This window comes from Pseudomonas sp. YQ_6 (genome assembly GCF_043103245.1).
In the GTDB taxonomy this organism is placed as follows: domain Bacteria; phylum Pseudomonadota; class Gammaproteobacteria; order Pseudomonadales; family Pseudomonadaceae; genus Aquipseudomonas; species Aquipseudomonas alloputida.
In genome coordinates this window covers 1-25,183 of record NZ_JBICJR010000036.1, presented here as the reverse complement: position 1 = coordinate 25,183, position 25,183 = coordinate 1, and the positions used below count along the sequence as shown (strand labels likewise).

Sequence of the window (25,183 nt, the reverse complement as noted above, 5' to 3'; positions counted from 1 at the left end):
ACCCGCGAAGAGGCCCTGTCAGTCGATAAAGCATCAAAGGCCGAGCATATCCCGCGCCACTGCCTCGGCGATGCGAATGCCATCCACACCGGCTGACAGGATCCCGCCCGCGTACCCGGCCCCTTCACCCGCCGGGAACAGCCCTTTGAGGTTCAGGCTCTGGTAATCCTCACCCCGGGTAATCCGCAGTGGCGACGAGGTACGCGTCTCGATACCGGTCAACACCGCATCATGCAGGTTATAGCCCTTGATCTGCCGGTCGAAAGCCGGCAGTGCCTCACGGATCGCCTCGATGGCGAAGTCCGGCAGGCTCGGCGCCAGGTCACCCAAGGTCACGCCCGGCTTGTAGGACGGCTCGACACTGCCCAGTGCGGTCGAGGGCCGGCCGGCGACAAAATCACCCACCAGCTGTGCCGGAGCCTGGTAGTTGCTGCCGCCCATCACATAGGCGTGTGCCTCCAGGCGTTCCTGCAGTTCGATACCGGCCAACGGGCCACCCGGGTAGTCGCGCTCGGGGTCGATGCCGACGACGATGCCGGAGTTGGCGTTGCGCTCGTTACGCGAATACTGGCTCATGCCGTTGGTGACGACTCGCCCTGGCTCGCTGGTGGCCGCGACCACGGTGCCACCCGGACACATGCAGAAGCTGTATACCGAGCGGCCATTCTTGGCGTGGTAAACCAGCTTGTAGTCGGCGGCACCCAGTTTCGGGTGGCCGGCGTACTTGCCCAGGCGTGCCTTGTCGATCAGCGTTTGCGGGTGCTCGATACGGAAGCCCACCGAGAACGGCTTGGCTTCCATGTAGACACCTTTGGCGTGCAGCATGCGGAAGGTGTCGCGGGCGCTGTGGCCCAGGGCCAATACCACATGGCGAGAGTGCAACTGCTCGCCGCTTTCAAGCACTACACCGGTCAGTTGGCCATCTTCGATCAACAGGTCGGTGACCTTCTCCTGGAAGCGCACGTCGGCCCCCAGGGCGATCATGTCCTGGCGCATCTGTTCGACCATGCCGGTGAGGCGGAAGGTGCCAATGTGCGGCTTGTTGATGTACAGGATTTCGTCCGGCGCACCGGCCTTGACGAATTCTTCCAGCACTTTGCGGCCGTGGTGTTGCGGGTCCTTGATCTGGCTATACAGCTTGCCGTCCGAGAAGGTACCGGCGCCGCCTTCACCGAACTGCACGTTGGACTCGGGGTTGAGCACGCTTTTACGCCACAGGCCCCAGGTGTCCTTGGTGCGCTGGCGCACTTCCTTGCCACGTTCGAGGATGATCGGCTTGAAGCCCATTTGTGCCAGCAACAGACCGGCAAAGATGCCGCACGGGCCGAAACCGACCACGATCGGGCGCTCCTGCAGGCCTGCCGGGGCCTGGCCGACAAACTTGTAGGTGACGTCTGGGGCTGGGCCGATGTTGCGATCATCGGCGAACTTGCTGAGCAGCTCGGCTTCGTTGCTGGCTTCCAGGTCGATGGTGTAGATGAACAGCAGTTCGCTGTTCTTCTTGCGCGCATCGTAGCTGCGCTTGAACAGGTTGAAGCTGAGCAGTTGCTCGTCGCGAATGCCCAGGCGCTGGACGATGGCTTCGCGCAGCGCTTCGTCGGGATGGTCCAGGGGCAGCTTCAGTTCGGTGATTCGTAGCATGGCAGGGTCCAGTATCCCGGCCATGGGCGGCCGGCGGCTTTACACAAACCGCCAAGTATAAGCTGTTAGCCGCCCCGACTGGCAGGATTAAAGCGCCCGGCGATCAGTTGTCGCGCGCACCACCGTAGTAACCGCAACCGCGAAGGGTCTGGCCGTCGATGCGCAGTTCGGCGCGCAAGTGGCGCACGGCGCCGGTGGCGCTGTCGACGCAGCGTTGCGGGGCGACCCACAGTTCCACGTGCTGGCCGTTGGCTTCGCTGGTCAGGGTCAGGCCGCCGCCGGGCACTTCTTCTTCGAGGAATGGCAGAGGCAGCGGGTCTTTGCCGATGCGGTTGAGCACCATGCCCTTGCCGCTGGCCTTGATGTCCCAGTCCGGTTCATGGCCATTGGCGCGCAGGGCCAGCTGCTTGAAGTTGGGGTCGTCGCAAGCGCGGGTGGAGGGTTCCAGGCGGTACAGGCGGCTGACTTCCAGCTGGCCGTCGTTGTCGGCCTGCTTGGCGCCAGTGAGGCGACCGCGCACGTCGGCGAACAACTTGGCGTTGGCGTCCTTGGCCAGGTTGGCGGACTCTTGCAGGATGCCGGTGCCGGCGACGTCGTTGATCACGAAGCGGCGTGCTTCGCTGCAGGGCTTGAACAACAGGCGGCCGCCGTTGGCGCTCAGTTCGCCCTGCATGCGCGTGGTGCCGATGTTCGGGTCACGGGGCTGCTCGGCCAGTAACTGGCAGCCAGCGAACAGGGGCAGCAGGGCACTGAGCAGCAGGGTAGGGGTGAGGCGCATGGGCGGGCTCCGGGGAATCTTTGCCAAAGAGCTGGCCACGATACACGTCCTGCGGGCAGAAAAAAGGGCCCGAAGGCCCTTTTTCATTCAACCCCCGAGGTAGGCATCGCGCACCTTCGGGTCGGTCAGCAGTGCCTCACCGGTGCCCTGCATCACCACCCGACCGTTCTCCAGCACATACGCCCGGTCAGCGATCTTCAGCGCCTGGTTGGCGTTCTGCTCCACCAGAAACACCGTCACGCCATCGCGGCGCAGCTGTTCGATGATGTCGAAGATCTGCTGGATGATGATCGGCGCCAGGCCCAGCGAAGGCTCGTCGAGCAGCAGCAGCTTGGGCTTGCTCATCAGCGCCCGGCCGATGGCCAGCATCTGCTGCTCGCCACCGGACATGGTGCCGCCGCGCTGGATGTAACGCTCTTTCAGGCGCGGGAACAGTTGCAGGACCTTGTCCAGTTGCTCCTGATAGTCGCCCTTGTCGGTGAAGAAACCGCCCATGGCCAGGTTTTCCTCGACGGTCAGGCGAGCGAACACGCGGCGGCCTTCCGGCACTACCGCGATACTTTTGCGCATGATGTGCGAGGACGGCTGGCCGACCAGCTCTTCACCCAGGTACTTGATGCTACCGCTGTGCGCCTGCGGCGAACCGCACAGGGTCATCAGCAAGGTCGACTTGCCGGCACCGTTGGCGCCGATCAGGGTGACGATCTCGCCCTGATTGATCTCCACGTTGACGCTGTGCAGCGCCTGGATCTTGCCGTAGAAAGTGGAAACGTTTTCGAACTTCAGCATTTACGCTTCCCCCAGGTAGGCTTTGATCACGTCAGGGTTGTCGCGGATTTCCTCCGGCGTGCCATGGGCCAGGGGGGTACCCTGGTTGATCACCACGATATGGTCGGAAATGCTCATCACCAGCTTCATGTCGTGCTCGATCAACAGCACGGTGACGTTGTGCGACTCACGCAGGTAGGCGATCAGAGCCTTGAGGTCTTCGGTTTCCTTCGGGTTCAGGCCGGCTGCCGGTTCATCGAGCATGATGATGCGTGGCTGGGTCATCATGCAGCGGGCGATTTCCAGGCGGCGTTGCTGCCCGTAGGCGAGGGTGCCCGCGGTACGGTTGGCGAACTCGGTCAGGTTGACCTTCTCCAGCCAGTACTGCGCACGCTCCAAGGCTTCCTTCTCGCTGCGGCGGAAACTCGGGGTCTTGAACAGGCCGGCGAAGAAGTTGGTGTTGAGGTGGCGGTGCTGGGCAATCAGCAGGTTTTCCAGCGCTGTCATTTCCTTGAACAGGCGCACGTTCTGGAAGGTCCGCACCACGCCCTTGCGGGCGATCTGGTGGCCGGCCAGGCCCTGGATCGGCTGGCCATCGAGCAGGATGGTGCCGTCGCTGGGCTTGTAGAAGCCGGTCAGGCAGTTGAACACGGTGGTCTTGCCGGCGCCGTTCGGGCCGATCAATGCCACCACCTGTTTTTCCTTGACGGTCAGGGCCACGCCGTTGACCGCCAACAAGCCGCCGAAGCGCATGCTCAGGCCGCTGACTTGCAGAATTTCGCGGCTCATCGACGCAGCTCCATATGTGGACGTTGCATAGGCAGCAGGCCTTGCGGACGCCAGATCATCATCAACACCATCAGCGCACCGAACATCAGCATGCGGTATTCGCTGAACTCACGCATCAGCTCAGGCAGCAGGATCATCACGATGGCCGCGAGAATCACGCCCAGTTGTGAGCCCATGCCACCCAGCACGACGATGGCGAGGATTATCGCCGACTCGATGAAGGTGAACGACTCCGGCGTCACCAGACCTTGGCGCGCGGCGAAGAAGCTGCCGGCGAAACCGGCGAAGCAGGCACCCAGGGTGAATGCCGAGAGCTTGATCACGGTCGGGTTCAGGCCCAGAGCACGGCAGGCGATCTCGTCTTCACGCAGGGCTTCCCAGGCACGGCCGATCGGCATGCGCAGCAGGCGGTTGATCACGAACAACGCCAGCAGGGCCAGCAGCAGGGCCACCAGGTACAGGAAGATGACCTTGTTGATCGAGTTGTATTGCAGCCCGAAGAACTCGTGGAAGGTCTGCATGCCCTCGGCCGCACGGCGTTCGAAGGTCAGGCCGAAGAACTCCGGCTTGGGGATGTTGCTGATGCCGTTGGGGCCGCCGGTCCAATCGGTGAGGTTACGCAGGAACAGGCGGATGATCTCACCGAAACCGAGGGTCACGATCGCCAGGTAGTCTCCACGCAGGCGCAGCACCGGGAAGCCGAGCAGGAAGCCGAACGTGGCAGCCATCAGGCCGGCAATCGGCAGGCACACCCAGAAGCTCCAGCCCAGGTAATGCGAGAGCATGGCGTAGCTGTAGGCACCGACGGCATAGAAGCCCACGTAGCCGAGGTCGAGCAGGCCCGCCAGGCCGACCACGATGTTCAGGCCCAGGCCCAGCAACACGTAGATCAGGATCAGCGTGGCGATGTCGACCGCACCGCGAGAGCCAAAGAACGGCCATACCAGTGCCACCACGATCAACCCGATGATGACATAGCGCTGGGTCTTGGGCAGGGTGAGGTAGTTGCTGACTGCCGGGGGGATCAGCTTGCGATCCGATCGGCGGCCCATCACCGAGCTCCACTGCTTGTCGAACAGCACGCGCAGGAACATCAGCACGGAACACACGGCGATGATGCTGATGGTGAACGAGCCCTGACTGTGCACGACGAGGCTGATGCCGTCGATGCTCAGTTTCAGGCCCAGTACCGGGAAGGCCACGGCCCAGACCAGCAAGGCGCTGAAGAACGCCTGTTTGAGATTTCTGTTCATACTTTTTCAACCTCCGGGCGGCCCAGGATGCCGGTCGGCCGGAATAGCAGGACAAGAACCAACAAGCCGAATGCCACCACGTCCTTGTACTGGTCGCCGAAGATATCGGCACCGAACGCTTCGGCCACACCCAGCACCAGCCCGCCGAGCATGGCGCCCGGGATGCTGCCGATGCCGCCCAGCACCGCCGCGGTGAAAGCCTTCAGGCCCACCAGGAAACCGGCGTTGGGGTTGATCACCCCGTACTGCATGCTCAGCAGCACGGCCGCCACGGCAGCCAGGGCGGCACCGATGACGAAGGTGAGGGCGATGATGTTGTTGGTGTTGATGCCCAGCAGGTTGGCCATCTTGATGTCCTCGGCACAGGCGCGGCAGGCGCGGCCCAGGCGGGAACGAGAGATGAACAGGGTGAGCAGGGTCATGGCCACCAGGGTGACGACGAACACCAGGATTTGCATGTAGCTGATCAGTACTTCTTCAGCACCGCCTGGCCCGAAGGAGAAACTCCCGGGGATCAGGTTGGGGATGGACTTGTCCTTGGAGTCCTGCGAAAGCAAGACCGTGTTCTGCAGGAAGATCGACATGCCGATGGCAGAAATCAGCGGGATCAGACGGTTGCTGTTGCGCAGGGGGCGGTAGGCAACCCGTTCGATGCTGTAGCCATAGGCACTGGTGACGAAGATCGTCGCGACGAAGGCGACGGTCATCAGGATCGGCAGCGAATGGATACCCATCATGGCCAGGCCCGCGAGGGCGATGAAGGCCACGTAGGAACCGATCATGTACACCTCGCCGTGGGCGAAGTTGATCATGCCAATGATGCCGTACACCATCGTGTAGCCGATGGCGATCAAGGCATAGGTGCTGCCGATGGTCAATCCATTAACCAGTTGTTGGAAGAAATGGTAGATCTCAGGCATTACAGCGCTCCTAAAAACCTGATTTGCATTTCACTGGCAGGGGTACGGCCAGGAAACCGCGGGTGACGGTTTTAAGATTTTCAGGTGAACCTGCCCCCGGATCGCGGGGATCGGGCCCATGAACCTCATAAAACGAAGCCCACTGCTCGCACAGTGGGCTCGTAGGTCAGCTATTAGTCACGCAGTTACTGAGGGGAGACTTCGGTCTTCGGCTTGCCGAAGTGCCATTCGTAGACCACGAACTTGAAGTCTTTCAGGTCGCCTTTGTCGTCGAACGACAGGTCGCCGGTCGGGGTCTTGAAGGTGCCTTTGTGGATGGCCTCGGCCACCTTGTCGGTATCATCGGAACCGGCTTTCTTGATGCCTTGAGCGATCAGCTCGACAGCCGAGTAGGCAGGGAATACGAACGGGCCACTTGGGTCCTTGCCGTCAGCCTTGATGGCGTCGACGATCTTCTTGTTTGCCGGGTCTGCGTCGAACGACTTCGGCAGGGTGACCAGCAGGCCTTCGGAGGCGTTCTGGGCGATCTGCGAAATGGAGTCGTTACCCACGCCTTCCGGACCCATGAACTTGGCTTTCAGGCCTTTTTCCTGAGCCTGGCGCAGGATCAGGCCCAGCTCTGGGTGGTAGCCGCCGTAGTAGACGAAGTCGACATTGTTCTGCTTGAGCTTCTGGATGATCGAGGAGAAGTCCTTGTCACCCGCGTTCAGGCCTTCGAACACGGCAACCTTGGTGCCTTTGCTTTCCAGGGTCTGCTTGACGGCGGTGGCGATGCCTTCACCGTACTGCTGCTTGTCGTGCAGGACGGCAACGACCTTCGGCTTGACGTGGTCGGCGATGTAGTTGCCGGCGGCCGGGCCCTGGGCGCTGTCCAGGCCGATGGTGCGGAAGATCAGCTTGTAGCCACGGGCGGTGATTTCCGGCGAGGTGGCGGCCGGGGTGATCATGATCACGCCTTCGTCTTCGTAGATGTCGGACGCTGGCTGGGTGGAGCTGGAGCACAGGTGGCCGACTACGAACTTGACGCCGTCGTTGACCACTTTGTTGGCGACTGCCACGGCCTGTTTAGGGTCGCAGGCGTCGTCGTATTCCTTGGCTTCGAGCATCTTGCCATCCACGCCGCCCGCGGCGTTGATATCCTTGATGGCTTGCTTGGCGCCGATGAACTGCATGTCGCCGTACTGGGTCACGGGACCCGTCTTGGGACCGGCGATGCCGATCTTGATGGTATCGGCGGCAAACGAATGGCTGGCTACCCCGGCCAGTACCATTGCGGCGAACAGCTTGGAAATCTTGATCATAGTGCTCCACTCATTCTGTTGTAATTCTTATAGTCCTGGCGGCCAGGGCTACAGACCGGGCGGGATTTGCGGCGTGGCCATGCCAACGCGCTAGCCCACCTTCCCCCGGAACATGTCCCGGAACTGTACCGGTACAGTGTAGAGCGCTGTTCGAGCGCTTGAAAAGCGGTCGAAAAGTGCGTCTTTCCTGCGTTGTCGCTTGATCGACAGAAAGATACAGAAAGGCGCCATCAAACTGCCTGCATCTGCGACCCCGTCCCACAACTTCGGGGCCAATCGACCAAATTACATATTTGAAACCGGGTTTTTCTGCAAAAATGCCGGCCTTTTTATTGACCGATTTTTTGCGGATACCACCCATGACTGATCAAACAAGCACCCTCTATGCCAAATTGCTTGGCGAGACGGCAATCATCGAGTGGAAAGCGCTGGAGCGTTTTTGGGCCAAGGGTGACCTGATTTGGGTCGACCCCAGCCTTGACCTGATCGCCGTTGCCGAGGCGATGGCCGAGAATCGCAGCGAGATCTTCGCCAAGTGGCGTAGTGATGGCACTGTTGGGCCGGTGTCGGCCGAGCAGGCATTGGACCTGCAAAGCCGCGACCCAGAGATCTGGGCGGTGGTGGTTTCACCGTTCATCGTGATTCAGGTGAAGGGCCAGGAAGAGGCGTGATCTTTTTTAGTGCGCAAAAATACGCATCAGCGCCGTTTTGGTGCTTGAAAGCAATCAAGACGGGTAGAGGGAAGTAACAATTCGGCGTGGCGGTAACAGTTTACGGGATGCGTAATGTGGCCATCGTTCTGCCAGGCGCCACCGGGACCGTCGCCAGCCTGGGAAATGTTCGAATCAGTCAGGAGTTTATCGATGAGCACTGCACTACCTTCGCTTGGATTCGCCGGCATCGGCCTGATGGGCCTGCCCATGTGCCGCCGCCTGCTGGCAGCGGGTTATCCGCTGACGGTATGGAACCGCAGCCCGGACAAGTGCGTTGCACTGGTCGCTGCTGGCGCGCGCCTGGCCAGCAGCCCGGCCGAATTGTGCCGTGACAGCGACATGGTGCTACTGTGCCTCGCCGACACGGCGGTGGTGCGTGAAGTGGTGTTCGGCGAGCAAGGCATTGCCCAGGGCGGGCGCAGCGGCCAGTTGTTGATCGATTTCTCTAGCCTGGAACCCACCGCCACCCGTGAAATGGCTGCCGAACTGGCAGCACTGTGCGGCATGGCCTGGCTGGATGCACCTGTCTCTGGCGGTACCCCCGGTGCCGAGGCGGGCACGCTGGCGATCATGGTGGGCGGTGAAGCGGCCGATCTGCAGCGTGCACGCCCGGTGCTGCAGGTGCTTGGTCAGCGCGTGACGCATATGGGCGCGGTAGGCACGGGGCAGGTGACCAAGGCTTGCAACCAGATGATCGTAGCGTGCAATGCCCTGGTAATTGCAGAGGTGGTGGCATTGGCTGAACAGTCGGGCGTGGACGCGACGCTGATCGCTGAAGCGCTGGCGGGTGGCTTTGCCGATTCCAAACCATTGCAGATTCTTGCGCCGCAAATGGCCGAGAGCCGCTTCGAGCCAATCAAGTGGCACGTACGCACGCTGCTCAAGGACCTAGATGGTGCGGTCAAGTTTTCCCGCGAGCAAGGCTCGGCGACGCCGCTCAGTGGCCTTGCCGCGCAACTGATGCGCTTGCACGGTAGCCAGGGTTACCTGCAAAAAGATCCGGCGACCCTGGTAGAGCTGTACCGCAACAAGGTGTGATCCGGCCGTTCTGGCGCTGCAACCGCTCCAGCAGTGGGCGCAACTCGGGCAGCGGTACGGGGCGCCCCAACAGGTAGCCCTGCAGGTAGTCGCAGCCATGGCTTTCGAGGAATGCCTGCTGTTCGGCGGTTTCCACGCCCTCGCTGACTACCCGTAGGTGCAGGGTATGCGCCATGGCGATGATCGCCTGGACAATTTCCCTGTCTTTCTGGCTGCCCGGTACATCCTGCAGAAAGGTGCGGTCGATCTTCAGCACATCCAGCGGCAGGCGCTTGAGGTAGGCCAGTGACGAATAGCCGGTACCAAAATCATCGATCGAAAGTGCCACCCCCAAAGCCCTGACGCGTTTGAGCAGGCTGACCGTGCGCTGGATATCGCCCACCAGGGCGTTCTCGGTCACTTCCAGCTCCAGGTGGCGCGGCGCAAGGCCTGCGTGGAACAGCGCCTTTTCTACTTCGTTAGGCAGTTCGTCGTGGCTGAGGGTGACTGCCGAGCAATTGACCGTGACCTTGACCTCGCCGTAGCCGTGGCGCTGCAAGTGGGCCAGGTCGGCACAGGCATGGCGCAGCATCCACAGATCAAGGTCGATGATCAGGCCGTTGGCTTCGGCAATGCCGACAAAACGGTCGGGCCCGAGCAGGCCGTGTTGAGGATGCTGCCAGCGTACCAGCGCTTCCAGTTTGGCCACTTGCCCGCTGCGCAGGTCGAAGATCGGCTGGTAGTGCACACACAGCCCGCGCTCCTCGAGCAGGGCCAGGCGCAGCTCTTCTTCCAGTTGCAAGGCGATCGACGCGCGAGCCTTCAGGCTGTCATTGAAGAAATTCAGGCTGTTGCGCCCGTTGTCCTTGGATTGGTAGAGGGCCAGGTCGGCATGCTTTAGCAGCTCTTCGGCTGTGCTGCCATCGTCCGGGAAGATACTTATACCAATGCTGGTGGTCATGACCATGCGCCGCCCGCCCAGGTCGATGGGCTCTTTCATCCGATGCATGATGCGCTGTGCCAGGTGGCGGGCTTCGTCGCGGCTGTTCAGACTGGTGACCACACAGAACTCGTCGCCACCAAAGCGCGCAACCAGGTCGTGGTTGCGGGTAGCGGCCTTGATGTGGTTGGCGATCACCTTGAGCAGCTCGTCACCGGCATCGTGGCCAAGGCTGTCATTGATACGCTTGAAATGGTCGATGTCGAGGAACATGACGGCCAGGCGGTTTTCGCTGGCCTGATGTTCGACCAGGCGCTCGGCGAATACCTGGTTGAATCCGCGGCGGTTGAGCAGGTTGGTCAGGGCATCATAGTGCGCCGCTTGCTGCAGCGAAGCGCGGGCCTGGTCCAGTTGGCTGAGCAGTACGCTGACCCGGCGCAGGTCGTGCTCCTTGCTTTGCAGCTTCTTGTCGGCCAGTGCGGCGCTGATGCTGGCGCCACTGATCAGCAGGGTGATGAAGCCGATGCCCAGTCCCAGCTGCAGGCTGTTGTCGCCAGACGGCAGGCGCAGTGCGGTATCGGCAGGGATGACCAAGGTCATGGCCGACATCGCGGTGAAATGAGTGGCGACGATGCCGCCCGCCATCAGCAGGCTGGCGCCGTACTTCATGGCTTGGTACAGGGTGCCGCTGCCATTGCGCAAGTAGCGGGCCAGGTACAGCGAGGTCAGGGCGGTGAGCAGGGCAATGGCGGCAGAGGCAAGTAGCAAGCCGGTTTGGTAGTACTGGCGGGCACCCGTTTCCATCGCGGCCATGCCGACAAAATGCATGAGGATGATGCCCAGGCCAATCAGCCCGGCGCTCGGCACGAAATGGTGCGCGCGCATGTTGCTGCGTTCGAGGCTGTGCATGGCCAACCAGGCCACGCCCAGTGCGATGAGCAGCGAAAGAATGGTCAGGGATACGTCGTAGTGCACATCCACCGGGGCCCGAAAGGCCAGCATGCTGATGAAGTGCATGGCCCATATGCCGCCTGCCAGGCAGCAGGCTCCGAGCATGTTCCATTGCCGGTGGGCGGTGGGGTCGTCGCTGTGGGACTGACGTTCGGCCATGTCGAGCGTGGCGAAACAGGCCGCGCAAGCAACGAAATAGGCGAGCAGAACCAAGAGCGGTTCATGACGGCAGTCGATGACGATGCGCCCGGTTGCGGGAAGATCGGCGAACAGTTGCAGCCCCAGCCATTCCATGGAATGCCTCTTGATCGAGTCTTCACTCGTCTGCGCTACAACCCTGTGCAGACTGTCCAGAGGCAGTATAGGAAGGAGTACTTAAGCCTTCCTGACTAATGGCACAATGATTTCTACGATTTGGTTATAACTCCAATCGCAGTGAGGAATAAATCTGGGGCCCTAGTGCCTTCCTGTGGGAGCGGGCGAGCCCGCGAAGCATCCACTGCGGTGGATGCCACCGGCTTCGCCGGTGTTCGCGGGCGTGCCCGCTCCCACAAGGGGCGCGGGGCCTGCGTTAGCCAGCCACCAGCACGCGAATGGCTTCCAGGCGCAGGGCGGCCTTTTCCAGCATTGCCATGCCATCTTCGCGCCGCTTGCGCAGGGCGTCGATTTCGCTGTCACGCACACTTGGGTTGACCGCCTGCAATGCCACCAGGCGCGCCAGCTCTTCGTCGGCCTCGGCTGCCAGGCGGCGCTGGGCTTCGGCCACGCGCTCGTTGTGGGCCGGCAGGATCTTCTCCTCGCCGCCACTGATACGCTTGGCCAGCACATCGCGCTGGGCCTGGACGAACTTGTTGGCGCTGGCGCGCGGTACGCTCTCGAGCTGGTCGTTGAGGGTTTCGAAGGCCACGCGTGACGCCAGGTCGTTGCCATTGGCATCGAGCAGGCAGCGCAGTGCTGCCGGCGGCAGGTAGCGGCCCAGTTGCAGGCTGCGGGGTGCCACCACCTCGCTGACGAACAGCAGTTCAAGCAGTACGGTGCCTGGTTTGAGCGCTTTGTTCTTGATCAACGCCACGGCGGTATTGCCCATCGAGCCTGACAGCACCAGATCCATGCCACCCTGCACCATCGGGTGCTCCCAGGTGAGGAACTGCATGTCCTCGCGTGACAGCGCTTGGCCACGGTCGTAGGTGATGGTCACGCCTTCATCGTCGCCCAGCGGGAAGCTGGCATCGAGCATCTTCTCGCTCGGCTTGAGGATCAGTGCGTTCTCTGAATGGTCTTCGCTGTCGATGCCGAAGGCGTCGAACAGGGTTTCCATGTAGATCGGCAGGGCGAACTGGTCGTCTTGTTCGAGAATGGCCTCGACCAGCGCCTGACCTTCGCCGGCGCCGCCGGAATTGAGTTCCAGCAGGCGGTCACGGCCAGTGTGCAGTTCGGCTTCCAGGCGCTCGCGTTCGCTGCGGGCGTCGGCCACCAGGGTATTCCAGGCCTTGTTTTCGCCGCCTTCGAGCAGCGGCAGCAGGCGTGGGCCGAACTGGTGCTGCAGGGCATTGCCGGTGGGGCAGGTATTGAGGAAGGCGTTGAGGCCTTCGTGGTACCACTGGAACAGGCGCTCTTGCGGGCTGTCCTGCAGGTACGGGATGTGCAGCTGGATAGTGTGCTTCTGGCCGATCCGGTCAAGGCGGCCGATGCGCTGTTCGAGCAGGTCGGGGTGCGCCGGCAGGTCGAACATCACCAGGTGATGAGCGAACTGGAAGTTGCGGCCTTCGCTGCCGATTTCCGAGCAGATCAGCACCTGGGCGCCAAACTCTTCATCGGCAAAGTAGGCAGCGGCACGGTCGCGCTCGAGGATGCTCATGCCTTCATGGAACACCGAGGCCGGGATGCCGGAGCGCACGCGCAGGGCGTCCTCCAGGTCCATGGCGGTTTCGGCGTGGGCGCAGATCACCAGTACTTTGGTGCGCTTGAGCATCTTCAGGGTGTCGATCAGCCAGTCGACGCGTGGGTCGAAACGCCACCAGCGCTCGTCATCGGCCACTTCACCCTGGGCCTGGAAGGCAACTTCCGGGTACAGCTCGGCGTGCTCACCGGCTGGCAGGTTGCGGTATTGCTCGGGCGTGGGCAGCGGGTAGGGGTGCAACTGACGCTCGGGGAAGCCCTGGATCGCCGCACGGGTGTTACGGAACAGCACGCGGCCGGTGCCGTGGCGATCCAGCAGCTCGCGAATCAGCCGCGCGCTGGCCTGGGTGTCGCCGTCGCTGACTGCCGCCAGCAGGGCTTCGCCTTCGGCACCCAGGAAGCCCAGGATGGTGGCGTGGGCCTTGGGCGACAGGCGGCCTTCGTCGAGCAGTTCCTGCACCGCCTCGGCTACCGGGCGGTAGTGCTCGCTCTCGGCGCGGAAAGCGGCCAGGTCGTGAAAACGGTTGGGGTCGAGCAGGCGCAGGCGGGCGAAGTGGCTGTCCTGGCCAAGCTGCTCGGGGGTGGCGGTCAGCAGCAGTACGCCCGGAATCACTTGGGCCAGTTGCTCGACCAGGCCGTATTCGGCGCTGACCTGGTCTTCGTGCCAGACCAGGTGGTGGGCTTCGTCGACTACCATCAGGTCCCAGCCAGCGGCAAACAGCGCGTCCTGGGCCTTTTCGTCGTCGACCAGCCACTCCAGGGCAATCAACGCCAGCTGGGCATCCTCGAACGGGTTGCTGGCGTCGCTTTCGATGAAGCGCTCGGCGTCGAACAGCGCCACTTGCAGATTGAAACGCCGGCGCATTTCCACCAGCCACTGGTGCTGGAGGTTTTCCGGCACCAGGATCAGTACGCGGCTGGCGCGACCCGACAGCAGCTGGCGGTGAATGACCAGGCCGGCTTCGATGGTTTTTCCCAGGCCCACTTCGTCGGCCAGCAGAACGCGTGGGGCGCTGCGGTCGGCGACTTCGCGGGCAATGTGCAATTGGTGGGCGATGGGCTGTGCGCGGCAACCGCCCAACCCCCACAGTGCCGACTGCATTTGCTTGCTGGTGTGCTGCAGGGTGTTGTAGCGCAGGCTGAACCACGACAGTGGGTCTATCTGCCCGGCGAACAGGCGGTCGCTGGCCAGGCGGAACTGAATGAAGTTCGACAACTGGGTTTCAGGCAGGGTGCGAGGCTGGTTCTGCCCGTCCAGGCCGTGGTAGACCATCAGCCCGTCGATGTCCTCGACCTCGCGAACGGTCAGCTTCCAGCCCTCGAAGTGGGTGATCTGGTCACCTGGCGAGAAGCGCACGCGGGTCAGCGGCGCGTTGCGCAGGGAATACTGGCGGGTGTCGCCAGTGGCCGGGTAGAGCACGGTCAACAGGCGGCCATCCTGCGCCAGGATGGTACCCAGGCCGAGCTCTGCTTCGCTGTCGCTGATCCAGCGTTGCCCCGGTTGATACTGCTGCGCCATACTGCCTGAACTCCCGCGATGAAAAAGCCGATTATGTTAACGGATCGGCCGGTCAGACCAAAGTGCCGAGAGCACCGAAAGGTATCGAAAGGCACAGTCTAGTCGTTTCATCGCCCTGCACAGCGCCGCCGACGAGGGCCCCGGATCAACATGTCTGCCAAGCACCGCTGGATCAGCGCTTCGATGGCCGTGGGCAGCCTGGTGCTGCTGAGCGCCTGCGAGCAGAAAAACTTTGAGACATTGCCCCCCATTCCGATGGAGCAGCTTGAGGTACTGGGCGTGCAGACGCCGATAAAGAGCGTGCACTTTCGTGACAGTGACGGCGAAGGGCTGCTGGTCCTGAGCCGCAGCGATGGCCAGGCCAGCGACCTGGAAAGCGAACAGGAAGTGGACAAGGTGGTGCTCAAGGCCACCTTGTACGGGCGCACGGCCGAGAGCGACGCCTTCAAGGCGCGTTGGCAGGTCGAGCAGGAAACGACCTGCCCGGGGCTGGACCTGGATGTGGACTTCTATAATGACGTCAGTGATGTCAGCGACCTGAACAAGAATGGGGTGGCCGAGATAACGGTGGCCAGCCATGCATTCTGCGGCGGCGGTATCGACCCGCATGACATCGCCATCGAAATGCGTGAAGGGCAGGCCAGTTACACCATTACCGGCCAGTCGCTGATCACCCCGGCGGGCGAGGAACCGATCGGTGGTGAGCGCGAGGACAGCGCTTCGCTGAAATCCGCGCCGCAGGTATTGCGCGATCATATGGATGCGGTTTGGCAGCAGGTGTACAAGCGGCCCTGGAGCGAGGCCAGCCCGCCAGTCGACGACGAGCCGGGTGACGAAGCCGAGTAAATGTTGTCCATGACATCAAGGTAAAGCTGCGCCTGCCGATACAGTGGGCATAGGAGAACGCCCATGCTGCCGCCGATCATTCCGCTCAGTGCCGCCCCGGTCACCTCGCAACAGGACCCGGTCAAGCCGACCCCTGACATCAAGCCGGTGGTGCCGACGCAGCCTGCGTCCGGCGAAAGTGCCATTGACCTCAAGCGCCAGCGCGACCCGCAGGAGCAGGTATTGTTGCTGCGCGATGAACAGCGCCGCCAGCAGCAACGCCGGAACAAGGGCGAGCAGGAACGCTACGATGCCGTCCCGGGTGACGAGGTCAATGCCGACAATACCGTGCCGGTAGCGCCATTGATGGGCGAGCATGTACGCCAAGGACTGCTGGTGGACATCGAAGTCTGATACGGGGCTGGTCAGCGCCTGCGCCTGGCTTCATCATGCAATTCTCTGTTGATCGTCGAGCCCACCCCATGAGCCAAGACAACCTCATCGATTTCGATGCCGAACGTGCCAAGCGCGCCCACGACCTCAAGGAAAAGCGGCTGAACGAAATGCGCAATGCTTTCGAGCAGGCCCTGCCATTGAGTACCAGCAAGAAAAAGAAGCCCAAGGGCAAACCTAAGAAGCGTTGAAACTTGACGCAGGTCAACCCTGCGCCCCCCTCGCGTGCCCGGCCTCGGGCACCATTGACACTGATCAATTTTCCCCGCCGCCACATTGGTTAACGTGTACCCATCGGACAACGGCAAACGAATGGGGAGGCCAGCATGTTCTTCGACAACGTGGTTATCGCCGGTGTGGTAACGGTCGGGCTGATGGTCGCCTTCTTTGCCGGTCTGGGCATTTTCATCTGGAAGGACTCGAACAAGCGCAAGCCGCGCTGACCTTCCGGGTACACGAGCACGCAAGGCATTTAGGGCGACTTCGGTCGCCCATTTTTTTTGCCTGCATTTTTTATTGTCTGAGCTGTCCCTTTCAGTGCAGGCTAATCGAATATACATGATTAGCTAGCTAATTAATCGTTTCCGCTTTATCCTGCTCATCATTGTCTATCTTTTCAGCAAGACTTTTCCCCGCAAGGTCCGCCTCGTGCCCATCACCTTTCAGGCCCTGTTCACGCCCAGCAGCCTCGCCCTCAAGTTTGCCATCAAGACCCTGCTCGGGGGCGGCCTGGCGTTGTGGCTGGCGATGCGCTGGGGGCTGGAGCAACCCTCCTGGGCATTGATGACCGCTTTCATCGTCGCCCAGCCGCTATCGGGCATGGTGGTGCAGAAAGGCTTGGCGCGGTTGGCCGGCACGTTGGTCGGCACAGTCATGTCGGTGCTGTTCATCGGTCTGTTCGCTCAGACCCCCGGCCTGTTTCTGCTTACCTTGGCGCTTTGGCTTGCGTTGTGTACCGCCGCGTCCACCCAGTTGCGCAGCGCCTGGGCCTATGCCTTCGTGCTGGCCGGCTACACCGCGGCGATCATTGCCTTGCCGGCCATTGACCACCCCCTGCAGGTATTCGACCAGGCCGTGGCTCGCTGTACCGAGATCTGCCTGGGGATTTTCTGTGCAACAGCCAGCAGTGCCTTGCTCTGGCCCATGCGGGTCGAGCAGCAACTGGGCGGGCAGGCGCGGCAGGCCTGGCAGAACGGCCTGCAGGCCGCCGGTGCCATGCTGGGCGGAGAGGACGAGGCGCGCAAAGGCCTGCTGGAAAGCCTGGGGCGCATCGTTGCCATCGACAGCCAGCGTGAACATGCCTGGTTCGAGGGCAATCGCGGGCGCCAACGTGCCCGTGCCATTCGTGGCCTTAGCCAGAAACTGATGGTGCTGTTGCGTATTTCCCGTTCGGTGCGCCGCCAGTGGCGGCAACTGGATGAGGGCGAGATCGAGCACCTGACGCCTTGGTTGCAGGAAGTGCGCACGCTGCTGGCCCAACCCGATCAGCCCAGCCTTTTGGTGTTGCGTCAGCGTATCTGGGATGCCGCCCACGATGAGCAGATCAGTTCGGCGGAGCACTTCTGCCTGGCGCGCATGGCCCTGCTATTGGACTATGCCATGGCCGCCAGCCAGGCACTTGAGGATGTGGAGGCGGGCAGGGCGCCCAAGGACGTGTCCCAGGGGCTGGCCGCGCACCGAGACTGGTCGCTGGCCTTGCTGTTCGGCTCGCGCAGCGCGCTGGCCTTCCTGGTAATGAGTGGTTTCTGGCTGGCCACGGCCTGGCCTTCGGCCCCGGGTGGCCTGGTGCTGACCTGCGTGGTCTGCAGCCTGTTCGCCAGTCGCGAGAACGGCGCACAGATTGGCCTGAGTTTCCTGCGCGGGATATTCCTGGCGATACCGGCGGCGTTTGTGGTCGGGCAGATCATGCTGCCGCAATGGAGCAGCTTCGCCATGCTCTGCCTGGGCATGGGCGTACCACTGTTTCTTGGTGCACTGGGCATGGCCCATCCGCGTACCGGGGCTACGGCCACTTCCTATTGCCTGCACTTCATTGTGCTGGTGTCGCCGCTCAACGCCATGCAGTTCGGCGTGGCGACCATGCTGAACAGTGCCCTGGCCATGCTGGTGGGGGTGTCGGCAGCGGTCATGGCCTTCCGCTTGCTGGTGTTCCGCCACCCGGCCTGGCTGGGCCGGCGCTTGCGTGCGGCCACGCAGAACGACCTGGTGCGCCTGACTCGGCGCGACCTGCGAGGGGCTGACAGCTGGTTTGGCGGGCGCATGGCCGACCGGCTGATGCAACTGGCGCGGCATGCCAGTGAATTGCCGGAAGGCGAACGCAAACGCTGGGATGACGGCCTGCACGGGCTGGATATCGGCGACGAACTGGTACACCTGCGCATGTGCCTGGCGGTCGCCCAGGCCCCTTTGGGGCGGGCCGAGCGCGAGTACCTGCAACACGTGGAGGCAGTGCTGGCCAAAGGGCCGGCTGCCGGGCGTGGGCAGCGGCTGGATGCTGCCAGTGAGCAGTTCATTGCGGCCTTGCGTCGGCTACCCGCCAGCGACCCGCTTCGCCTGGCCGAGGGAGCGGTACTGCAATTGCAGAAAAGCTGGGGCAAATGGTGCCGCTGGCAGGAGGACACCCATGGGTTTGCGTGAGTGGGAAGTGGGCGGTGTGCTGCTCAGCCCGTTTCTGCTTTATGTGTTGTTGGCGCTGCTGCTCACCGGCCTGCTGCGCCTGGTGGTGCATGCCACACCGTTGGGGCGCTGGATCTGGCATGAAGCGCTGTTCGACGCAGCGCTGTTCGTCTGTGTGCTGTTCCTGGTGGTACGCCTGTCTGGGACTTTATAAAGGAGTGTTTCGATGCGTGCGGCCGTACGTATTCTGGTGACCCTGTGTGTGGTGGCCCTGGCCGTGTTGGCCGGCTACCAGCTGTGGCAGTACTACATGCTCACCCCATGGACGCGCGATGCCCGTGTACGCGCCGATGTGGTGGTGATTGCGCCTGACGTGTCTGGCTGGGTTCGCGAACTCAAAGTCCATGACAACCAGCAGGTCAAGGCTGGCGACTTGTTGATGAGTATTGACCGCGAGCGCTTCCAGGCCGCGTTCGATCAGGCCAGCGCGGTGACCGAGACTCGCGCCCAGCAACTGCGCTTGCGCGAGCGTGAAGCAGCGCGGCGTACTGCCTTGGGGCCAGAGGCGATCAGTGCCGAGTTGCGTGAAAACGCCCAGATCAATGCCGCCATCGCGCGTGGCGAACTGCATGAAGCCGAGGCGCAGTTGCAGGTGGCCAGGATCAACCTGGCGCGCAGTGAGGTGCGGGCACCGCGCAGCGGGCATATCACCAATCTGCGTCTGGCCGAAGGCAATTATGTGAACACCGGGGAATCGGTGATGGCACTGGTGGATGATTCGACGTTCTACATCCAGGCCTATTTCGAGGAAACCAAGCTGCCGCGCATTCGCGTTGGGGACACTGTGAAGGTGTGGCTGATGGGCACGGGTGAACCGATGCAGGGACACGTGGAGAGCATCAGCCGCGGCATCACCGACCGCAACAGCAACCCGGACAGCCAGTTGCTGCCGGAGGTAGAGCCGACTTTCAACTGGGTGCGACTGGCCCAACGCATACCCGTGAGGATTCGCCTGGATCAGGTGCCGGAAGGGCTGACCTTGAGTGCGGGGATGACGGCGAGTGTGCAAGTGCACGAGGACCGCGACCCGCAGTGATGGTGCTGCCTCATTAGACAGAAATGAAATGTTCGAAGCGGTAAAGCCGGGTCGTGTGGTGAAGGCCGTACAGCTCGAGTTCGCCGACGACGTCGGTCAAACACGAAAAAACTTGGCGAGCGGCCGGCCAGTTGCGTTAGGCTGCCGTTGTGAGTTGCCCGACAGAGGTAACCCTTTTCCCGCCTGGCGTGCGTATCTTCCGATTTCATTGCGAGGTTACGTCATGGCCATCACTTCCCAGGATATCTGCAACGCCGCCGATCAGCTAAAAGGCTTTGTCGGTTTTCACGGCAAGCGCGGTGTTCATATCGTGCGTTTCTCCGAGGACGCGTTCGGCATGGACGTGGCCGACGCCAGTATCACCCCCTGCAGCGAGTTTGTCTGGCGGCCCGAGCAAGGGCAGCGCATGGTGTTGTGCCGCGAACGGCTGTCGCTGTTGTTGGATCAGCACGTGGATGACCGCTTGAACATTGGTGAACCGCTGCGCGCCTACCTGCGCCGCTGTGATCTGCCCGAAATCGTGGCGCAGCGCAGCCTGCAGCAGCACTCCCAGCCTTTTTAGGAGCAAGGCCACGTCTACAAGGGCTGTGCAGTGCTTTGGGAGGTTTGGTGCAATAACGCCGCCAACCCTGCGCTGTCCAGGGGCATGCTCAGGTAATAGCCCTGTACTTCATGGCAGCGGTCCTTTTCCAGCGCCTTGAGTTGATGTTCGCTTTCCACGCCTTCGGCTGTCACTGTCAGCCCCATCGCCTCGCCCAGGTTGATAATGGCCTGGACCACAGCGCGGTCGCTGCCGCCGTTGTTGTTCAGGCCGCTGATGAAGCGCTTGTCGATCTTGATGCTGTCGAACGGGTAAGTACGCAGGTAGCCCAACGACGAATAGCCGGTGCCGAAATCATCCATGTTCAGGCGCACCCCTAACTCCTTGAGCGACAGCATGGTGCCTAGCGCGCCCTCGATGTCGTTGAGCATCACATTCTCGGTAATCTCCAGTTCCAACCGCTGGGCGGGGAAGGCTGTGTCGAGCAAAATTTCGCGCACGTCGGCTACCACATCGCTGCGCAAGAACTGCGCAGGCGACAGGTTGACCGAAACCAGCACGTCGGCTGGCCAGTCATGGGCAGTGCGGCAAGCTTCGCGAAGCACCCAGCGGCCCAGCGCAACAATGATGTCGCTCTGCTCGGCCAATGGAATGAAGGTGTCCGGCCCCAGTAACCCCTCCTGTGGGTGCCGCCAGCGCACCAAGGCCTCGACCGCGACGATACGCAGGTCGTCGAGGCGGTAGCGCGGCTGGTAATGCAACTCGAACTCCTCATTGCGCAGGGCCCGGCGCAGGTCATTCTCCAGCTGGCGGCGATACTGGATCTGCTGGTTCATTTCGGCAACGAAGTAGCGCCATGTGTTCTTTCCATCGGCCTTGGCCTGGTACAGGGCGATGTCGGCGCAGCGGATCAGCTCCCCTGCATCGAAGCCCTGATTACGCGTCTGGGCAACGCCAATGCTGGCACCGATGTGCAGCGGCTGGCTTTCGAAGACGATGGGTTGCTGCAGCAGGCCGATCAGGCGCGCACAGAAGCGGTCGATCTCGCTGCTGTTGTCCATGCCGCTGAGTACCAGGATGAACTCGTCGCCGCCCAGGCGCGCGACCAGGTCGCCATCGCGGGTGGTGTCGCGCAGGCGCGTTGCAACTTCTTGCAGAACGGCATCTCCGGCAGCATGACCGAGCGAGTCGTTGATCGGCTTGAAGTTGTCCAGGTCGAGCAACAACAAGGTCAGCGGCGGTGAATCACTGCCGCGCAACAAGGCCTGCTCCAGGTGCCGGGCGAGCTTGTTGCGGTTGGCCAGCCCGGTCAGTGGGTCGTGCAGCGAAAGGTGCTGGATGCGCGCGTGGGCGTCGACTTCGTCGGTGATATCGCTGGCGGTACCCCGAAAACCGATGACCTTGCCATCGCGCCAGATAGCGCGGGCGGATATCCGGCAGTAGCGGTTCTGGCCATTCTGGTCGCGGTAAGTGCAGCGCAGGTTGGCCAATTGCTGCGGGTCAGCGGTAGCCAGGGCGTCGAGCCAAGGTGACAACGGCGTGGTGTCGCAGGCCAGCAACTGGTTGAGCGGGTGGCCCAGCCAGCCGTCCACCGGGTAGCCGGTGACGTTGGCGAAGCGTTGCGACAGGTAGGTCACCCGTTGGTGCCGGTCGGTTTCCCAGATCCAGTCGGATGCCGACTCGGCCACCGCGCGGAAACGCTGCTCGCTGGCCTCCACGGCCTGGTTGCTTTGTTGCAGATGCACGAGCGTGAGGCCGATTGCCCGGGAGCTGCGCAAGGCATGACGGAACAGGTACAGCATCACCAGGCCAAGTATCAGTAGTGCGCACAACAGTGCTGGCAACACTGCCCGCAGCATCTGTTGCCCCGGCAGCGGGCTGTTCCAGGTCAGATGGTAGCCGGTGTCGCCCAGGTCGATGCGCAGGTGGTTGTGATCCTGCCTATCCTCCTTTTCCACGTGCATGCCGGTCAGGCCGGCGCCTTTGCCCAACTGCGCCAGTTTGCTTTCGGTGAGCTGGTCAATGAACAGCATTACCGGCGCCTGGCTCACCTCGCTGTCGGTAACCTCCCGGTCCGGGCGCACGGCTGCTGCACTGAGTGCGGCCGGCCAGCCATTGAACAGCACGAAACGGGTGACCTGCTCGCGTGAAATCGCCGCCGCGCGGGCCTGTTCGATGATCGGCTGCAGTGGTGTGTCTATATAGGTGTCGGCGCCTGCCTGGCTGAGCTGTCCTTTGAACAAGGCATAGGTGGTGCGGTCGTTTTCCACTACGAACACCCCTTCGTAGCCGCTGGCGCTGTACAGCGACTCGCCTATGTTTTTTTCCTCGTAGGCCCATTGCCAGTCGGCTTCGCCCGACAAGTGCTCGAAGGCTGCATCCCATACGGCATAGCTGGACAGAAACTGGCGCGAGGCGAGCAGCCGTTGTTCCAGCGCCTGGTTCGCATGGAAGGCGCTACGCTGGCGCTCCTGTTGGTCGAGCGTGCGGGCGATATTGAACAGAGCGCCGAGAATGATCAGGCAAGCCAGGCCGAACACTGCGCTGAAACCGGCAATGAGGTGGCGCACCTGAAAGCGCGGTGTGGGGCTAGCGGGTGGAAGCTTGGCGGTCCTGGCCATGCGCGAGCGGCTCCTTCAGGCAACCTCCCGCCAGGCAGTCAGGAAGGAGGTTCAATCAGGATAGGCCAGCCTGAGCGCGGCAGCTTCACCACGGGCAAAATTGACCTGATCGCGGCCAGCGTGCTTGGCGATGTACAGCGCCTTGTCCGCCTGTTCGAGCCAGTGCTCGGGGGACTCGAGGTTGGCCTCGAAGGGTGACAGGCCGATACTCAGGCTGATGCGCAGGTGCGGTAACTGTGGGTTGCGGTAGCTGGAAACCCGCTCGCGCAGACGCTCCATGGCTTGGCAGGCCTGGGCTTCGCTGGTTTCGGGCAGGATCACGCAGAACTCGTCGCCGCCGTAACGTCCGGCCTGGTCGCCCTCGCGCAAACTGCGCCGCAGCTCAGCACTGAGCTGGCGCAGTACACAGTCGCCGACCACATGGCCAAAGGTGTCGTTGATGGTCTTGAAGTGATCGATGTCGATCAGGGCAATCACCGCGTGCCCCTGTTGTTGCTTGCACGCCTGGAACTTGAGCTGCAGCAGGTCCTTCCAGGCACCGTGGTTGAACAGCCCGGTCAGGCTGTCGGTCAGGCTCAGGGCGCTCAGCCGGCGCTTGTGGTCGCCCAGCTTGATCGCAAGCTGGTAGCACACCCAGCCCAAGGCCAGCGGGTACAGCGCCAGCATGGGCAGGCACGCATAGACCTGCAGGGGCGTGGCGGTCAATTGCAAGCCAGGGCCGAGCAGCAGGATGGCGGCGAGCATGCCAGCCAGTTGCGCGAGCACCCCGCGAAAGACCATGCGCTTGCCGCCGGCGGCGACGTTGTTCATCGTCATCATCGCCAGCACGGTCACGCTGGGCAGCGGGTTGAAGTGCATGGCGGCGGTCCAGAACCCGCCCATCAGGGAGTCCAGCAGGAGGTTGCGCTGTTCCGCCTGGTAAGGCGTTGTCGAGCGGGCAGCCCACAGGTAGGCCACGTGCGGCCACAGTAGACCATTGAACAGTACCAGCAGCCATGCCCAGGAGGGGGGCGACAGCGGCGCAATGGCCGCCATGACAGTGAACAGGCCGATTCCCAGGCCAATGACCCGCGGCAGGTAGATGCGCTTGACGAATGAAAGTCCTTTGCCGTTGCGGTTATCCATAGTGCTCACAGTTTTCTGTCGGTGTACCGTTCATCGCATAACACGCATGAATATTGTTGAACAGTGTGTCATCGGCGAGAAATGACCTTGCAAGCCAATTCACGGTTGATTCGATCACTGTGGTGGGCAGCCGATTACCAGGCTCAGGTGCGACTGAGCGCGCCGCGGACGGGGGCGGGGCAACCTGGAGTCACCGCATGGCGGGCAGAACGGATGTGTAGCCCTGGCCCGTGAGTAAGCAGGGCCAGGGGCATGAGCTCACTGTAGCAGCACGCTGAGTATCATTTTGGCTCATGTCTGCTGCGCGCGGACTGGGGCTGGTCGTCGTTAAGAAGCCGCGAGGGTGGTTTGCCACTGTCACTGCGCACTTGTGCATGGCTGATCAAGGCGAAGATGAAACTGCCACCGATGATGTTGCCCGCCAGCGTCGGTAGTGCAAATTCCAGCCAGAAGCGGTTCCAGGTTTCGTCGCCAGCCCACACCAGGTAGGACACTTCGACTGACCCCACCACTATATGAGTGAAATCGCCAAGGGCCATCAGGTAGGTGATCATCAGAATGATCCAGATCTTGGCGTGCTCCATTGAAGGGATCATCCAGACCATGGTGGCAATCATCCAGCCTGAGACTATGCCCTTGGCGAACATCTGGCTGATGTCGTTCTTCATTACCTTGCGACCGACCTCCAGAAATGCAACATCGGTCTTGCTGTCGAAGATCGGCAGTTCCAGCATCACCCAGGCTACCAGCAGGGTGCCTGCCAGGTTGCCAAGCAACACCACGCTCCAGAGGCGTAGCAGTCGTCCGAAGTTGGCCAGCGTAGGGGCGGTCATGACGGGCAGCACGGCGGTGAGCGTATTTTCGGTGAACAGTTGCTGGCGTGCCAAAATCACGGCAAGGAAGCCCGCACTGTAGCCAATGCTGGCGACCACCTGGGCACCATCGCCTTCCGGCAGGCGGGCGTAGAATAGCCCCATGGCCATCAACGACAGCCCCATGGACAGGCCGGCGGCAAGTGCCGACCACCACAACGCGGCAAGTGTACGTTCCAGCTCCTGGTCGCCCTGGTAGCGAATGATTTCGTGCAGCACAGCCGCCCGCGGCGGTTGGCTGTGGCTGACTTCCTGCTCTTCATCTGCAGAGAGGCCGGGGGTTTTCTCGCTTTGCCCATTGCTCATGGCCGCTACGCTCCGTGGTGTGTTTCTTTACAGATCCACGGCGCTTTCATTAGTTGCCGGTTAGCGGCAAAACGGTGATGGAAAAGTTTTTCAGAACAAGGTGTTGACTCTGATTTCAAAGCGCGTATTATTCGCCTCCTCGCAGCGATGAACGCTTCGGGGCAAGCGGTAAGTTGTTGAAGTTGTTAGCTTTCGAAAGAGAGCGGTGGTAAAAAACTTCAAAATAAACGCTTGACAGG

The 25,183-nt window shown here is 62.1% G+C and carries 22 protein-coding genes; 10 read left to right on the top strand and 12 right to left on the bottom strand.

Annotated elements, in window-relative coordinates; genetic code table 11:
* Positions 1-33 precede the first annotated feature (33 nt).
* The 7 genes from ACF8FG_RS11830 to ACF8FG_RS11800 all read right to left on the bottom strand — a co-directional run bounded on the left by ACF8FG_RS11830 (position 34) and on the right by ACF8FG_RS11800 (position 7,450).
* Positions 34-1,641, bottom strand: coding sequence for an NAD(P)/FAD-dependent oxidoreductase (locus tag ACF8FG_RS11830; protein ID WP_003254881.1), 1,608 nt, complete (start codon positions 1,639-1,641; stop codon positions 34-36).
* A gap of 103 nt (positions 1,642-1,744) precedes the next feature.
* Positions 1,745-2,419 carry a COG3650 family protein gene (locus ACF8FG_RS11825; protein ID WP_019439147.1) on the bottom strand — a complete coding sequence of 225 codons (675 nt, stop codon included), beginning with the start codon at positions 2,417-2,419 and terminating at the stop codon, positions 1,745-1,747.
* An 87-nt stretch (positions 2,420-2,506) separates the two neighbouring features.
* Positions 2,507-3,208 carry an ABC transporter ATP-binding protein gene (locus ACF8FG_RS11820; RefSeq protein WP_003254879.1) on the bottom strand — a complete coding sequence of 234 codons (702 nt, stop codon included), beginning with the start codon at positions 3,206-3,208 and terminating at the stop codon, positions 2,507-2,509.
* On the bottom strand, positions 3,209-3,976 hold the full coding sequence (gene livG / locus ACF8FG_RS11815; RefSeq protein WP_014589947.1) for a high-affinity branched-chain amino acid ABC transporter ATP-binding protein LivG: 768 nt from the start codon (positions 3,974-3,976) through the stop codon (positions 3,209-3,211).
* On the bottom strand, positions 3,973-5,229 hold the full coding sequence (locus ACF8FG_RS11810) for a high-affinity branched-chain amino acid ABC transporter permease LivM (protein WP_010952298.1): 1,257 nt from the start codon (positions 5,227-5,229) through the stop codon (positions 3,973-3,975). The genes livG and ACF8FG_RS11810 overlap by 4 nt, the downstream gene beginning before the upstream one ends.
* Positions 5,226-6,149, bottom strand: a complete 924-nt coding sequence (livH, locus tag ACF8FG_RS11805) for a high-affinity branched-chain amino acid ABC transporter permease LivH (protein WP_008097482.1) — start codon at positions 6,147-6,149, stop codon at positions 5,226-5,228. Before livH ends, ACF8FG_RS11810 begins: the two co-directional genes overlap by 4 nt.
* A 185-nt stretch (positions 6,150-6,334) precedes the next feature.
* Entirely contained in the window at positions 6,335-7,450 is a 1,116-nt protein-coding gene (locus tag ACF8FG_RS11800) for a branched-chain amino acid ABC transporter substrate-binding protein (protein ID WP_010952299.1), read from the bottom strand.
* Between the two features lie 359 nt (positions 7,451-7,809).
* Between ACF8FG_RS11800 and ACF8FG_RS11795 the strand changes: the two genes are divergently transcribed.
* Positions 7,810-8,121 carry a DUF2288 domain-containing protein gene (locus ACF8FG_RS11795; protein ID WP_012051427.1) on the top strand — a complete coding sequence of 104 codons (312 nt, stop codon included), beginning with the start codon at positions 7,810-7,812 and terminating at the stop codon, positions 8,119-8,121.
* A 192-nt stretch (positions 8,122-8,313) separates the two neighbouring features.
* Positions 8,314-9,201 (top strand): NAD(P)-dependent oxidoreductase, encoded by an 888-nt coding sequence (locus ACF8FG_RS11790; RefSeq protein ID WP_070383538.1) that lies wholly within the window; start codon positions 8,314-8,316, stop codon positions 9,199-9,201.
* On the opposite strand, the gene ACF8FG_RS11785 is transcribed toward ACF8FG_RS11790, so the two are convergent.
* Together ACF8FG_RS11785 and rapA are read right to left on the bottom strand one after the other, a co-directional pair.
* On the bottom strand, positions 9,101-11,365 hold the full coding sequence (locus ACF8FG_RS11785) for a bifunctional diguanylate cyclase/phosphodiesterase (protein WP_019439145.1): 2,265 nt from the start codon (positions 11,363-11,365) through the stop codon (positions 9,101-9,103). The genes ACF8FG_RS11790 and ACF8FG_RS11785 overlap by 101 nt on opposite strands.
* 277 nt (positions 11,366-11,642) lie before the next feature.
* Positions 11,643-14,489: an RNA polymerase-associated protein RapA gene (gene rapA, locus ACF8FG_RS11780; RefSeq protein WP_318079803.1), complete on the bottom strand. Its 2,847-nt coding sequence runs from the start codon at positions 14,487-14,489 to the stop codon at positions 11,643-11,645.
* A gap of 150 nt (positions 14,490-14,639) precedes the next feature.
* Here rapA and ACF8FG_RS11775 point away from each other — a divergent pair, with 150 nt between their 5' ends.
* From ACF8FG_RS11775 to ACF8FG_RS11740, 8 genes are all read left to right on the top strand, one after another.
* Positions 14,640-15,335 (top strand): M949_RS01915 family surface polysaccharide biosynthesis protein, encoded by a 696-nt coding sequence (locus ACF8FG_RS11775; RefSeq protein WP_014589950.1) that lies wholly within the window; start codon positions 14,640-14,642, stop codon positions 15,333-15,335.
* A 63-nt stretch (positions 15,336-15,398) separates the two neighbouring features.
* Positions 15,399-15,728, top strand: coding sequence for a hypothetical protein (locus tag ACF8FG_RS11770; protein WP_003254865.1), 330 nt, complete (start codon positions 15,399-15,401; stop codon positions 15,726-15,728).
* A gap of 68 nt (positions 15,729-15,796) precedes the next feature.
* On the top strand, positions 15,797-15,958 hold the full coding sequence (locus tag ACF8FG_RS11765) for a hypothetical protein (protein WP_014589951.1): 162 nt from the start codon (positions 15,797-15,799) through the stop codon (positions 15,956-15,958).
* Between the two features lie 135 nt (positions 15,959-16,093).
* Complete coding sequence (ccoM, locus tag ACF8FG_RS11760; protein WP_003254862.1) at positions 16,094-16,210, top strand: cytochrome c oxidase subunit CcoM; 117 nt, start codon at positions 16,094-16,096, stop codon at positions 16,208-16,210.
* Positions 16,211-16,415: 205 nt separating this feature from the next.
* A complete protein-coding gene (locus ACF8FG_RS11755; protein ID WP_076402646.1) occupies positions 16,416-18,404 on the top strand; it encodes an FUSC family protein in 1,989 nt (662 codons plus the stop codon).
* On the top strand, positions 18,391-18,597 hold the full coding sequence (locus tag ACF8FG_RS11750) for a DUF1656 domain-containing protein (RefSeq protein ID WP_010952308.1): 207 nt from the start codon (positions 18,391-18,393) through the stop codon (positions 18,595-18,597). Before ACF8FG_RS11755 ends, ACF8FG_RS11750 begins: the two co-directional genes overlap by 14 nt.
* A gap of 12 nt (positions 18,598-18,609) precedes the next feature.
* Positions 18,610-19,479 (top strand): HlyD family secretion protein, encoded by an 870-nt coding sequence (locus tag ACF8FG_RS11745; RefSeq protein ID WP_003254857.1) that lies wholly within the window; start codon positions 18,610-18,612, stop codon positions 19,477-19,479.
* 223 nt (positions 19,480-19,702) lie between these two features.
* Positions 19,703-20,041: a DUF2025 family protein gene (locus tag ACF8FG_RS11740; protein WP_014589954.1), complete on the top strand. Its 339-nt coding sequence runs from the start codon at positions 19,703-19,705 to the stop codon at positions 20,039-20,041.
* A gap of 14 nt (positions 20,042-20,055) precedes the next feature.
* On the opposite strand, the gene ACF8FG_RS11735 is transcribed toward ACF8FG_RS11740, so the two are convergent.
* The 3 genes from ACF8FG_RS11735 to ACF8FG_RS11725 all read right to left on the bottom strand — a co-directional run bounded on the left by ACF8FG_RS11735 (position 20,056) and on the right by ACF8FG_RS11725 (position 24,944).
* On the bottom strand, positions 20,056-22,641 hold the full coding sequence (locus ACF8FG_RS11735) for an EAL domain-containing protein (protein WP_318079804.1): 2,586 nt from the start codon (positions 22,639-22,641) through the stop codon (positions 20,056-20,058).
* Positions 22,642-22,692: 51 nt separating this feature from the next.
* Complete coding sequence (locus tag ACF8FG_RS11730; protein WP_014589956.1) at positions 22,693-23,766, bottom strand: diguanylate cyclase; 1,074 nt, start codon at positions 23,764-23,766, stop codon at positions 22,693-22,695.
* Positions 23,767-24,047: 281 nt separating this feature from the next.
* Positions 24,048-24,944, bottom strand: a complete 897-nt coding sequence (locus ACF8FG_RS11725; protein ID WP_014589957.1) for a formate/nitrite transporter family protein — start codon at positions 24,942-24,944, stop codon at positions 24,048-24,050.
* Positions 24,945-25,183: the final 239 nt, after the last annotated feature.